At 67.8% G+C, this 12,648-nt stretch carries 13 protein-coding genes; 10 read left to right on the top strand and 3 right to left on the bottom strand.

The genetic code is table 11. The features are described 5' to 3' along the window. Positions 1-121: 121 nt before the first annotated feature. Complete coding sequence (locus VL15_RS31035) at positions 122-853, bottom strand: GNAT family N-acetyltransferase (protein WP_048250548.1); 732 nt, start codon at positions 851-853, stop codon at positions 122-124. 658 nt (positions 854-1,511) lie between these two features. On the opposite strand from VL15_RS31035, the gene VL15_RS42240 reads away from it, so the two are divergent. The 5 genes from VL15_RS42240 (at position 1,512) to VL15_RS31015 (ending at position 5,491) form a co-directional block, all read left to right on the top strand. After that, positions 1,512-1,652, top strand: coding sequence for a hypothetical protein (locus VL15_RS42240; protein WP_155420330.1), 141 nt, complete (start codon positions 1,512-1,514; stop codon positions 1,650-1,652). 250 nt (positions 1,653-1,902) lie between these two features. Beyond that, positions 1,903-2,799 carry an NAD-dependent protein deacetylase gene (locus tag VL15_RS31030; protein WP_048250547.1) on the top strand — a complete coding sequence of 299 codons (897 nt, stop codon included), beginning with the start codon at positions 1,903-1,905 and terminating at the stop codon, positions 2,797-2,799. Then, a complete protein-coding gene (locus tag VL15_RS31025; RefSeq protein WP_048250546.1) occupies positions 2,796-3,437 on the top strand; it encodes a DUF938 domain-containing protein in 642 nt (213 codons plus the stop codon). Before VL15_RS31030 ends, VL15_RS31025 begins: the two co-directional genes overlap by 4 nt. A 97-nt stretch (positions 3,438-3,534) precedes the next feature. After that, entirely contained in the window at positions 3,535-4,947 is a 1,413-nt protein-coding gene (gndA, locus tag VL15_RS31020) for an NADP-dependent phosphogluconate dehydrogenase (protein ID WP_048250545.1), read from the top strand. 199 nt (positions 4,948-5,146) lie between these two features. Beyond that, positions 5,147-5,491, top strand: coding sequence for a DUF4148 domain-containing protein (locus tag VL15_RS31015; RefSeq protein WP_048250544.1), 345 nt, complete (start codon positions 5,147-5,149; stop codon positions 5,489-5,491). A 163-nt stretch (positions 5,492-5,654) separates the two neighbouring features. Here VL15_RS31015 and VL15_RS31010 read toward each other — a convergent pair whose 3' ends face one another. Next, complete coding sequence (locus VL15_RS31010; protein WP_048250543.1) at positions 5,655-5,972, bottom strand: hypothetical protein; 318 nt, start codon at positions 5,970-5,972, stop codon at positions 5,655-5,657. A gap of 422 nt (positions 5,973-6,394) precedes the next feature. Here VL15_RS31010 and VL15_RS31005 point away from each other — a divergent pair, with 422 nt between their 5' ends. Further along, the gene (locus tag VL15_RS31005; protein WP_048250540.1) at positions 6,395-7,126 is read left to right on the top strand and encodes a peptidoglycan DD-metalloendopeptidase family protein; all 732 of its coding nucleotides are present in this window, start codon (positions 6,395-6,397) and stop codon (positions 7,124-7,126) included. 58 nt (positions 7,127-7,184) lie between these two features. Here the strand turns inward: VL15_RS31005 and VL15_RS31000 are convergent, their stop codons facing one another. Continuing rightward, the gene (locus tag VL15_RS31000) at positions 7,185-7,823 is read right to left on the bottom strand and encodes a Pr6Pr family membrane protein (RefSeq protein WP_048250539.1); all 639 of its coding nucleotides are present in this window, start codon (positions 7,821-7,823) and stop codon (positions 7,185-7,187) included. Positions 7,824-8,052: 229 nt separating this feature from the next. Between VL15_RS31000 and VL15_RS30995 the strand changes: the two genes are divergently transcribed. The 4 genes from VL15_RS30995 to VL15_RS30980 all read left to right on the top strand — a co-directional run bounded on the left by VL15_RS30995 (position 8,053) and on the right by VL15_RS30980 (position 12,646). Then, positions 8,053-8,589: a cytochrome b gene (locus tag VL15_RS30995; protein WP_048250537.1), complete on the top strand. Its 537-nt coding sequence runs from the start codon at positions 8,053-8,055 to the stop codon at positions 8,587-8,589. A gap of 156 nt (positions 8,590-8,745) precedes the next feature. After that, positions 8,746-9,114 (top strand): DUF2946 domain-containing protein, encoded by a 369-nt coding sequence (locus tag VL15_RS30990; protein WP_048250536.1) that lies wholly within the window; start codon positions 8,746-8,748, stop codon positions 9,112-9,114. 84 nt (positions 9,115-9,198) lie between these two features. Next, positions 9,199-11,331 (top strand): TonB-dependent copper receptor, encoded by a 2,133-nt coding sequence (locus tag VL15_RS30985; protein ID WP_048250535.1) that lies wholly within the window; start codon positions 9,199-9,201, stop codon positions 11,329-11,331. A 220-nt stretch (positions 11,332-11,551) separates the two neighbouring features. Continuing rightward, entirely contained in the window at positions 11,552-12,646 is a 1,095-nt protein-coding gene (locus VL15_RS30980) for an esterase/lipase family protein (RefSeq protein WP_048250534.1), read from the top strand. The last annotated feature ends 2 nt before the right edge of the window (positions 12,647-12,648 follow it).

Genomic DNA, 12,648 nt, shown 5'->3' with positions numbered 1-12,648 from the left:
GGGCGGGCGTGGTCATGTCGAATCCTGGGAGGCGGTGCAACGCGAACGCGCGGCGGTGCGTGTCCGAATGCTAACGTGTTTGCGCGAGGCGGGAGCGGGGCGGCCCGCGCCGAACCCGGCGCTACGAAATCCGCAGCGTCCTGCCGCGCAGCGCGAGGCCGAGGCGTGACGCCACGCGTTGCGACGCGCGGTTGTTGCTGTCCGTGCTGTAGAACAGCGTGCGCGTGCGAAGCGACGGCAGCCGCGACCACGCGGCGGTGACGGCTGCCGCGAGGCCGCGCCCCCGAAACGCAGGCGCCGTCGCGACACCGAGTTCCGCGCCGACGTCGGACAGCCGCGCGGCAAACGCGACCGATACGACTTCTCCGTCGACGACGGCCGCGCACCACGGCGCCCACAGATCGGCTGCGCTTCGAAAACCCATCGAGTACAGGCCTTCGGGCATTCCATGCGCGGACAGCGATTGCAGCAGTTGCCGGCCTGCGTCGCTGTCGCCGTCGATCAGCGCGATGCGCGCATCGGTGTCGAAATCGAGCGCGTGCGGCAGCGCGTAGACGAGGCCGGTATTCCAGTGCGCCACGGGCGCGAGCGTCGCGAGATAGCGTTCGAGATGCACGGGCTGCATGCGGTCCGCGAACGGCGGTTCGCTGCCGGCCACGCGCACCAGTTCGTCCGCAACGCGGGCCGGCACGTCGGCGCGTACGCCCGGCAGGTTGCCGTCCGCACATCCGCCCAGCCAGAAGCGTGGCCCGGGCGAGCAGTCGGGATCGTTCTCGCGTTCGATCCGCCTATCCGGGTGCAGCCGGAACAGCGTGCGGTAGTCGATATCCAGCCAGTCTTTTGCGTCGGGCATGCGTCGGGTATGGGTTTCCGGTCAGGCGAGGCGGCCCGCGCGAAGAGGGCAAGGCCAGGTGCCCGCGTCCGTTCGTGCGCGGGCGGCCGTTGTCGGGCGATTGTAAGACGATCGGCGGCGGCGCGCAGATGCAACGCCGCGGTGCTGGCCCGGGCCGTGCGTAAGCGGCACGGCGGCAGGTTCGGGCAGCCGGCACCGATCGGGCGGGCCGCCGTGTGCGTTTCAGTTTCGAAACGTTCGAGCTTCCTGCCGGTGCGCGATATGCGTCGACGGCGGTGTTTCGGCCCGCGCGGCCTTGCGGCATGAAGCATGGTGCGCTCCTTGCATATCTGTACGAGCCGTGAGCGCGGTCGCGGGTGCAGTGGGGCCGGCGATCGCTTCAGTGGGTCGGACAAATCGAAGACGGGGACAAGAGAATGAAAAGAGACCGAATCGCAACGTATCGTGTTGCAAACATGAATCGCCGACCTGCCGGGACATTCGCTTCGCCGTTGATCGAGGCGACGTGAGCGCGCGGCTTTCCGTTCCATCCGAGCAATCGGGTTCGTACTGAACGACGACGTGCATGTGTGACGCACGAGGCCGACCGGTGCCGGTCGGCCGTCGGGGATGAACCGTGAACGCTTGTGGATGGCCCCGGCCTGGATCCCGGATCGTCATGAAGCTGCGCGCAACGCATGTCGTCGCGTGGCGTTTTCGTTCGCGTGCCGCGCCTGGCCGCGGCGCGGCGAGCCCGAACCGGATCGTGCAGGAAAGCCGGCGGCGCAACGATGCGCGCGGCATCGCGGAACATGCGTAATTCAGGGGAGCGTTCGTCGGTCGCAGCGTGGCGGACGCCGCAAGTTTGTGCTGTCAGTTGATCCACTACCCCGATGGATCAATTGTTGAAGCGCCCATCGCCGAGTGGCGGATGGGCGTCTTTTTTTGTGCGCCGGTTGGTCGCGCGGGCCGTCGGCCCGATCGCGCGGCGTTCTGTATGATGTGCTGGCGTGCCTGGCCGCCCATGCGGGCGCACGGCCTGCCGGCGCGCCCGATCACGTGTTGCCAACATGAACGATAAAACCCTGCACGACCCCTCATCCGCTGGCGTCGATCCGGCCGCGCTCGATGCGCTGCACACGTTCGTCGAGCGTCATCCGCGCCTGCTCGTGCTGACCGGCGCGGGCATCAGCACCGATTCCGGCATTCCCGGCTATCGCGACCGCAACGGTCAATGGATGCGCTCGCCGCCGATCCAGCTCCATGAATTTCTCGGCTCCGATGCCGCGCGGCGACGCTACTGGGCGCGCAGCATGATCGGCTGGCCCGTCGTCGGCCGCGCGCAGCCGAACGGGTCGCACGTCGCGCTGGCGCGGCTCGGCGGCGCGGGCCGGATCGAGCGCCTCGTCACGCAGAACGTCGACGGCCTGCATCAGCGCGCGGGCAGCGGCGACGTGATCGAACTGCACGGCGGGATCAACGGCGTGACGTGCCTCGCATGCGGCGCGCATCATGCGCGCGCGGCGATCCAGACCGTGCTCGAAGCCGACAATCCGGAACTGCTGGGCGCGCAGGCCGAGCCGGCCGCGGACGGCGACGCGCATCTCGAATGGGCCGCGCTCGACACCTTCCGCATCCCGGCGTGCCCCGCGTGCGGCGGCCTGCTGAAGCCGGCGGTCGTGTTCTTCGGCGAGAACGTGCCGCGCGAGCGCGTCGCGCTGGCCTCGCAGGCGCTCGATGCGGCCGACGCGCTGCTCGTCGTCGGCTCGTCGCTGATGGTGTATTCCGGCTATCGCTTCTGCGTGTGGGCGCAGGCGCAGCACAAGCCGGTCGCCGCGCTCAATCTCGGCCATACGCGCGCCGATCCGATGCTGACGCTGAAGGTCGAGGCGCGCTGCGCGCCCGCGCTCGACGCGCTGACCGCGCGGCTGGGCCTCGCTGGCAGCGCACCGGAGCACGCATCGTGACCGATCAAACGCAGTTGCCCGATCCGTCCGCACGGCTGTCGGCGCCGGCGGCCGAACGCAATCGCGGGCCGATCCTCGACGTATTGCGTCGCGTGCTGCCGGCGAGCGGCAACGTGCTCGAAATCGCGAGCGGCACGGGGCAGCACGTCGTCCACTTCGCGCAGGCGCTGCCGGGCCTGCGCTGGCAGCCGAGCGATCCCGATGTGCAGGCGCGGCACTCGATCGCCGCGTGGGTCGTGCACGCGGGCCTCGCGAACGTCGCCGGGCCGCTGGCGTTCGACGTGCGCGACGCATCCTGGCCGGTCGGCGCGCTCGACGCGATCGTCTGCATCAACATGATTCACATCTCGCCGTGGGCCTGCACCGACGCGCTGTTCGCGGGCGCGTCGCGCCTGCTGCGGCCGGGCGGCGTGCTGTTCCTGTACGGGCCGTATCGCCGCGAAGGCCGGCATACGGCGCCGTCGAACGAAGCATTCGACCTGCAGTTGCGCAGCCGCGACCCGTCGTGGGGCGTGCGCGATCTCGAAACCGTCGTCGCGCTCGGCCTCGATCGCGGGCTCGACTGCATCGAGGTCGTCGAGATGCCGGCGAACAACCTGAGCGTCGTGTTCCGGCGGCTTCCACACGCGGAGCAATGACACGCAAGCGCGCATCGCCGCCGGGTTTCCACTATCCTTTCGCCTGTGCGCGCGGCCAGGTTCAGGTCGCGCCCCGTTTTTTCCGGAGAATTGACTAATGGGCAAACAAGCAATCGGTGTGATCGGGCTCGCGGTGATGGGCCGCAATCTCGCACTCAATATCGAGAGCCGCGGTTACGCGGTGTCGGTGTACAACCGCAGCCGCGAGAAAACCGACGAACTGATCGCCGAATTCCCCGGCCGCAATCTGGTGCCGACCTATACGCTCGAAGAGTTCGTCGCGTCGCTCGAAACGCCGCGCCGGATCCTGATGATGGTCAAGGCAGGCGAAGCGACCGATGCGACGATCGCATCGCTCAAGCCGCTGCTCGAGAAGGGCGACGTGCTGATCGACGGCGGCAATACGCACTTCACCGATACGATCCGCCGCAACCAGGAGCTCGCGCAATCGGGCCTGCACTTCATCGGCACCGGCGTGTCGGGCGGCGAAGAGGGCGCACTGCGCGGCCCGTCGATCATGCCCGGCGGTCAGCGCGACGCGTACGACCTGGTCGAGCCGATCCTCAAGCAGATCGCCGCGAAGGCGCCGTCGGACGGCGAGCCGTGTGTCGCGTACATGGGCCCGGACGGCGCGGGCCACTACGTGAAGATGGTCCACAACGGCATCGAATACGGCGACATGCAGCTGATCGCCGAAAGCTATTCGGTGCTGAAGGACGTCGCGGGCCTGACCAACGACGAGCTCGGCGCGGTGTACACCGAATGGAACCAGGGCGAGCTCGACAGCTACCTGATCGAGATCACGTCGAAGATCTTCGGCAAGAAGGACGAAGACACCGGCAAGCACCTCGTCGACGTGATCCTCGATCGCGCCGCGCAAAAGGGCACCGGCAAGTGGACGAGCCAGAACGCGCTGGATCTCGGCGTGCCGCTGCCGCTCATCACCGAATCGGTGTTCGCGCGCGTGCTGTCGTCGCTGAAGACCGAGCGTGTCGCGGCCAGCAAGATCCTGTCGGGCCCGGCCGCCGCGCCGTTCGACGGCGATCGCGCCGCGTTCGTCGAAGCGGTGCGCCGCGCGCTGTACCTGAGCAAGGTGATCTCGTACGCGCAGGGCTTCGCGCAACTGCGCACGGCGTCCGAAGAGTACGGCTGGAACCTCGATCTCGGGACGATCGCGAAGATCTTCCGCGCGGGCTGCATCATCCGCGCGCGCTTCCTGCAGAAGATCACGGACGCGTACGCGAAGGATCCGGCGCTCGCGAACCTGCTGCTCGATCCGTACTTCAAGGACATCGCCGCGAATTACCAGGCGTCGCTGCGCGACGTCGTGGTCGCCGCGGTGAAGGCCGGCGTACCGGTGCCGGCGTTCGCGTCGGCGGTCGCGTACTTCGACAGCTACCGTTCCGAGCGGCTGCCGGCGAACCTGGTGCAGGCGCAGCGCGACTTCTTCGGCGCGCACACGTTCGAGCGCACTGACAAGCCGGGCAGCTTCCACGCGAACTGGTCGTAACCGGCCCGCGAGAGGGCATTGTTGCGAAAATCTATTCTTTGAATAGGGTTTTTCTGTCCCGGATGCCGGCATTGTTGGCTCCGGGGAAACAGTGTTTTCGCTCTTTCATGGTTTTCCCTAGGGGACGTCGGGACTAAACTCTGTTCCATCGCTGCAGACATGGTGTGTGCGGCGGAGCAAAAAAATCCCGGAGGTAATCATGAAATCGCTGATCGCAACGTTCGCTGCAGCTGCTGTCCTCGCCGTTCCCGCCGTCTCGTTCGCCCAACAGAACGCGCCCGTCACCCGTGCACAGGTGAAGGCCGAACTGGTCGCCGTGCAACAAGCCGGCTACAAGCTGGGCAGCGACCGTACGAACTACCCGGAAGGCATCCAGGCTGCTGAAGCCCGTGTGAACCCGCAACAGAACGTCGCCGCCGCCGACACGACCGGCTATGGCGCACAACCGGCCGCCGCACAAGAATCGGGTGCTCCGGCTGCTGCAAAGACCGGCTGGCAAGTCAAGCGTATCGCTGACGGCGCGCCGATCTACAAGGGTCGTTAATGGTACGGCCGCCCAGGCGGCCGGATCCGACCCCGTAGTACAAACAGCCCGTCGTTCCGCCTCGCGGAACGACGGGCTGTTTTCGTTGGTGGCGCATGCGGCGCCGGTTCCGCGTCGCGGAACGGCGGGCTGTTTTCATTGGTGGCGCGTGCCGCGCCGGCGGTCAGTGCAGCGGGCGCGTGCCGCGCCCGATATCCCGGAACAGCGCTTCGGCCGGTTCCAGCACCTGCAGCCACGTTTCGTCGTAGCCGCTCAGCGTGTCGAGCGCGTCGCGCAGCCGCTCGATCGCGAGGACCGGCAACTCGACGCTGTGGCGCGTACCCGTCAGGTGCGCGACGCTCGCCAGCTGGACAAGCGCATCGGCCGCCTCGGCGACGTCGGTCGCGAACAGCAGATGCCGGTTGAGCAATTCGACCAGGCCGCTGGAGCCGGCGAAATCGTCGGCGTTGAGCTGCACGGAAAGAAACGTCGCGTTGTTCATGGTCATGCTCCTCGTTGTCGTTGGATCGCGCTGCGCATCACCGAGTATAGGCGGCGATCGAACGGGGGAATGTGACGGGGCCGAGATGACGGGCGAGGGCGGCGAGGCGTGCGGAAGACCCGCGACAGGCCGCCGGACGGCCCGCGCGGCGCGGTTTGCGGGCCGCCGGCACGCAGGTGCGGCGCCGCAAGATTGTTGCCGGATCAGGCACTTGTCGCGGCCCTGACCGCCACAAATGGTATCTTTGCCGGTCGGAACGACGTGAAAAAGGGGCCGGTGAGCCCGTTCGCGCCGACTCCGCTGTGGAAACTGACGGCCGCGAGAGCGGTCGGATACTGGTTGGTCCGGCCGTCCGGCCGGACATCGTGCGTCGCGCGCCGGAGGGCGGTGGGCGGCGCAACGACGCAAATCCGGGAGGACCCTTGAGAGAAACTGTTCCCATCCACGATGCGCTCGCGCGCTGGCTGCCGCAGGCGGCGCTCATCGCCGCGGCCGTCGCGTTGTCGGGCTGTACGCTGACACCGTGGACCGACAACTGGCAGCCGGCGCGTCAGTCGACCCCCATGTCGGCCGCGACGCCGGGCGTGATCGCCGGCTATTACCGCGTGAACCCGGGCGACACGCTCGCGGGCATCGCGGGCGCCTACGGGCAGCGCGTGCAGGACGTGGCCAGCTGGAACCACATGGCGCCCACCGATGCGGTGTCGCCCGGCCAGGTGCTGCGCGTCGCGCCGCCGCCGGCCGCGACGTCGCTCGGGCAGCCGTCCGCCGCCGCGCAGCCGGGCTCGCTTGCATGGCCGGCCACGGGCGTCGTCGCGACGCCGTTTACGGCCGGCAAGACGCGCGGCGTCGTGATCGCCGCATCCGGGCCCGACCATTCGGTGCGGGCCGCGGCGAACGGGCGCGTGGTTTATGCCGGGTCCGGCGTCAAGGCCTATGGCCCGCTCGTGATCCTGAAGCACGACAACGGGCTCATCACGGCCTACGGACACAACGGCAAGCTGCTCGTCAACGAAGGCGACGCGGTACGCCAGGGCCAGCCGGTCGCCGAGATGGGCACCGACCCGAGCGGCCGTTCGACGTTCGAGTTCGAAGTCCGCCAGAACGGCAAGGTCGTCGATCCGATGAACTTCCTGCCGCGCAACGGCGGCTGACCACCCGCGTCGCCACGTGTGCGCCGGGCGGCGCACACGCTCCAGCCTTCTTCCACCTTCATCCTTCCTTGAACGCCGCGGTGCCGGCCTGTCTCGCGCGATTGCCGAGCCAGCAGATGCTCAGTGCGAGCGCCGCCGCGCCGAGCGCGATCAGCGAGCACTGGATCGCGACCGGCAGGTAGCCGTGCGGCCGCGGATCGACGAACGGGTAGGGATACCAGTTCTCCAGCGCGCCGCGCACCAGCGTATAGCCGAGATAGATGACCGGAAAGCCGAGCCACGCAAACGCGCTGCGCCGCGGGATCGGCGAGCGCGGCTCCACGTACAGCCAGTCGCACAGCATGACGAGCGGCACGATCCGGTGCAGCACCCAGTTGTTGAACGCGGGCGTGACGTGGCGCGGCGCATCGAGCCGCGCGAGCAGGAGTTCGTAGACGATCGCGGTGATCAGCATATACAGCACGGCGGCACCGCGCATCGATTCGTAGCGCGCCGAGCCGGGGCGCGCGATGCGCCAGAGCCCCGCGGCCAGCATCCCGGCCGCATAGAGGCTGCTCAGTTGCGTGAAATAGCTGAGAAAGTTGCCGAGCTCGAACGCGGGCATGCCCCAGTAGCCGGCGATGCTGTGCAACGTCGTTGACACCGCGAGCAACGCGGCGGTCAGCCGGTAGGCCGCAACGAAGAACGCCTTGCTCATGATGCGCGCGCAACGTCGACACCAAAGCTTCATCGTGCCACAGCCGTTTCCGGGCGCGATGCGGATTTTCCATATGAAGGCCCCGCGCGGCGCGCGTTGACGATTCGTCCGATATTTGACCGCGCCGCGCAAAGCCGGACGCCCGTGCGGCTACAATCGTGGCAGCTTTGCCGGGCTGCCGAGCCGATTGCGGCATGCGCCCCTCCCCGCATACAACACGAGACGAAGCATGAGAAACATCCTCGCGAAACAGACGCGCTACAGCTCGCCCGCGATTTTCTTCCACTGGGTCATCTTCCTGCTGGTGGCGCTGGCCTACCTGGCCATCGAGATCCGCGGGCCGAAAGGCAGCGACAGCCGTGTGTTCTGGATGAACGTGCACCTCACCGCGGGCACCTTCGTGCTCGTGCTGTCGGTGCTGCGCGTGCTGTGGCGGGCGGTCAGCCGCGTGCCGCAAGCCATTCCGCAGGCAGTGCTGCTGCGCTGGCTCTCGAAGCTCGCGCATGTCGCGCTCTACGTGTTCATCATCGCGCAGCCGCTGCTCGGCATCATGATGATCAATATGGGCGGCAAGCCGGTATCGCTCGACTGGCTCGGCGTGTCGTTCACGCTGTTCGGGCCCGACAAGGCGCTGCGGCCGACGATCAAGGAAGCGCACGAGCTGATCGGCAACGCGTTCTACTTCGTGATCGGCCTGCATGCGCTGGCCGCGCTGTACCACCATTTCATCCGGCGCGACGACGTGCTGCGGCGCATGGCACCCTGATCGCCGCGCTTCGGACGCGCACGGCAGGCGAGGGCGCATGGTTGTGTTGACAACCATGCGCCCTCGCTGCGTTTACCGTCATGTGCGGCTGGCCATCGCGGCGAACATTCTGTAACATCTCGGCTGTTTTTACATTCCGCTTACTCGCCGCCGCGCATGCTGCACCGACATCGTCACCTGACCGCCTGGCTCGGCGTGCTCGCGATCTGGTTCGCGATCGCGGCGCCGCTGGTGTCGCAGTGGCGCGTCGCGCAGGCGGCCACGCCGGAAGCGATCGTCTGCAGTACAGAGCACGGCGCGCATCAGTCGCCCGATGCGGGCCGCACGCACGATCACGCGCTGCATCTCGATGCGTGCGGCTATTGCGGCTTCTTCGCGCACAGTCCCGCGCTCGGCGCGCCTTCCGCCGCGCCGTTCGCTTCCGTTTCCGTCGTTTCCGTTTCCGCCGCCGCGCCGCTTGCCGTCGCGGTGCGCGCCAACCGCTATCCGCGCGCGTATCCACGCGCACCGCCCGAGCGCGCCTGACGCGTTTTCTTCCGTTCTGTTCCACCGCCGATATCCGTGCGGCCCGTCGAGGCCGCGTGGAGGGCGTCACTCGGGCTTTCCATCATGACCATTTTCCAGTTGCGTGCGCCGCGAGCGTCACGCAATGCCTGTGCGCGGCGCATGCCGCGCATGCTGAAACTCACCGTTCCCGCGCTGGCCGTCGGCGCCATGGCCGCGAGCGCCGCCGCGGCCGAAACGGCGCACGCGGCCGGCGCGCCTGCTGACGACGCGGCCGCGCTGCTGCCGCCCGTCGAGGTCGTCGCGTCGCCGCTGAGGACACCGCTCGTCGTCGTCACGGATCCGAAGGCGCCGCGCCAGCCGCTGCCCGCCAGCGACGGCGCCGATTACCTGAAAACGATCCCCGGCTTCACGTCGATCCGCAGCGGCGGCACGAACGGCGACCCCGTGCTGCGCGGGATGTTCGGTTCGCGGCTGAACATCCTGGCGAACGGGATGCCGACGCTCGGCGCGTGCCCGAACCGGATGGATGCGCCGACGTCGTACATCGCACCGGAAAGCTATGACAAGGTCACCGTCGTGAAGGGGCCGCAATCCGTGCTGTATGGCCCGGGCGCGTCGGCCGGCACCGTGCTGTTCGAGCGCGTGACGCCGCGATTCGACAAACCGGGCATGCGGTTCGACGGCAGCCTCGTCGGCGGCTCGTTCGGGCGCAACGACCAGAACATCGACGTGACGGCCGGCACGCCGGACGTCTACGGCCGCGTGACCGCGAACCACGCGCATTCGCAGGACTACAAGGACGGCAACGGCAACACGGTGCCGTCGCAGTGGGACAAGTGGAACGCCGATGCGGCACTCGGCTGGACGCCCGACGACCACACGCGCGTCGAACTGACGGCCGGCACGGGTGACGGCTACGCAAAGTACGCGGGCCGCGGGATGGACGGCGCGCATTTCCGCCGCGAGACGTTCGGCCTGTCGTTCGACAAGCGGCATCTCGGCGACGTGCTCGACCGGATCGAGGCGCGCGTGTACTACAACGAAGCCGACCACGTGATGGACAACACCACGTTGCGGCAGCCCGACCCGACCAGCAGCATGCCGATGCGGATGGCGGCCGAGGTGCGGCGCCGCACGTTCGGCGCGCGCGCGGCGGCGACGTTCCGTTTCGGTGACGACTTCAAGCTCGTGACGGGTGTCGACGCGCAATCGAACCGACTCGATTCGCGCTCGGCGATGGGGGCGCAGAACTACGGCGACCAGCCGTGGGACGCGCAGGCGACGATGTGGAACGCGGGCGCGTTCGGCGAGCTGACGTGGTATGCGAGCGACGTATCGCGCGTGATCGGCGGCGCGCGCATCGACTATGCGAGCGCACGCGACAAACGCGCGACGGTGAGCGGCATGATGATGAGCAAGCCGAATCCGACCTTCGACGACGATCGCGCGCGTGTGCTGCCCAGCGGTTTCGTACGCTACGAGCGCGATCTCGCGTCGCTGCCCGTCACGTGGTACGCGGGGATCGGTCATGCGGAGCGCTACCCCGACTACTGGGAGCTGTTCTCCGCGAATCGCGGGCCGGCCGGTTCGGTCAACGCATTTTCGTCGGTGCAGCCGGAGAAGACCACGCAGCTCGACATCGGCGCGCAATACAAGAGCGATCGGTTCGACGCATGGGTGTCGGCCTATGCGGGCTACGTGCAGGACTTCATCCTGTTCAACTACAGGGTCGGCATGATGGGTCCCACCACGCAGGCAACCAACGTCAACGCGCAGATCATGGGCGGCGAAGCGGGCGTGTCGTGGCGGCCGGTTGCGCCGCTGCGCGTCGAGACGTCGCTCGCGTATGCGTGGGGGCGCAACGTGGCGAGCGGCGATCCGTTGCCGCAGATGCCGCCGCTCGAGGCGCGCATCGGGCTCGAATACACGCGCGGCGCATGGTCGGCCGGCGGCCTGTGGCGGATCGTTGCGCCGCAGCATCGTTATGCACTGAATGAGGGCAACGTGGTCGGCAAGGACTTCGGTTCGAGCGCCGGATTCGGCGTGCTGTCGCTGCATACGCAATACAACGTCAGCAAGACCGTGCAGATCTCGGTCGGCGTCGACAACGTGCTGAACAAGGCCTACACGGAGCACCTGAACCTCGCCGGCAACGCGGGCTTCGGTTATCCGGCGAACGCGCCGGTGATGGAACCGGGCCGTACCGCGTGGTTGCGCGTGAGCGCGAAGCTGTAGCGCGCGGCGCGTGTGCGTTGCAGCAAACGCGCGCACGAACGCGGCCCCGCCCGAACGGGCGGGGCGCGTCAACCGATTAGAGAACCGTGTCTAGTCAGGGCGCAAACGTTCGCGACTCGTGATTCACTCCCGCATTCGACGGTCACGGCGCACACGAGGGCGCAGCGTGCGTCGATTCGAGTTCATTCGCACCGGCAGCACAATAATCAGGAGAACATGCATGGCCAGATCGATGCGTTCCAGGGTGGTGGCAGGGGCAGTGGCATGCGCGATGAGCGTCGCACCGTTCGCGGGGATGACCGCGGCGATGACGCTCGCGACGACGCACGCGGCGATGGCGGCGAGTGCGCCCGTCGACAACTACGCGGCGACGCGTTATCCGATCATTCTCGTGCACGGGCTCACGGGCACCGACAAATACGCAGGTGTGCTCGAGTACTGGTATGGGATCCAGGAGGACCTGCAGCAGCATGGCGCGACCGTCTATGTCGCGAACCTGTCGGGCTTCCAGAGCGACGACGGCCCGAACGGGCGCGGCGAACAGTTGCTGGCCTACGTGAAGACGGTGCTCGCCGCGACGGGGGCGACCAAGGTCAACCTCGTCGGTCACAGCCAGGGCGGGCTGACGTCGCGTTATGTCGCGGCCGTCGCGCCCGATCTGGTCGCGTCGGTGACGACGATCGGCACGCCGCATCGCGGCTCCGAGTTCGCCGACTTCGTGCAGGGCGTACTCGCGTACGATCCGACCGGGCTGTCGTCGACGGTGATCGCCGCGTTCGTCAATGTGTTCGGAATCCTCACGAGCAGCAGCAACAACACGAACCAGGACGCGCTCGCTGCGCTGAAGACGCTGACGACCGCGCAGGCCGCCACGTACAACCAGAACTACCCGAGCGCGGGCCTCGGTGCGCCGGGCAGTTGCCAGACCGGCGCGCCGACGGAAACCGTCGGCGGCAACACGCATCTGTTGTATTCGTGGGCCGGCACCGCGATCCAGCCGACGATCTCCGTGTTCGGCGTCACGGGTGCGACGGATACGAGCACCATTCCGCTCGTCGATCCGGCGAATGCACTCGACCCGTCGACGCTCGCGCTGTTCGGCACCGGCACGGTGATGATCAACCGCGGTTCGGGCCAGAACGACGGAGTCGTGTCGAAGTGCAGCGCGTTGTACGGCCAGGTGCTGAGCACGAGCTACAAGTGGAACCATCTCGACGAGATCAACCAGTTGCTCGGCGTGCGCGGCGCGAATGCGGAAGATCCGGTCGCGGTGATCCGCACGCATGCGAACCGGCTGAAGCTCGCGGGCGTGTGATC

The sequence above is a fragment of the Burkholderia cepacia genome (assembly GCF_001039005.1).
GTDB classification, from domain to species: Bacteria; Pseudomonadota; Gammaproteobacteria; order Burkholderiales; family Burkholderiaceae; genus Burkholderia; species Burkholderia theae.
Note: the sequence above shows the minus strand (reverse complement) of the source record. Positions and strands in the feature narration are given on the sequence as shown.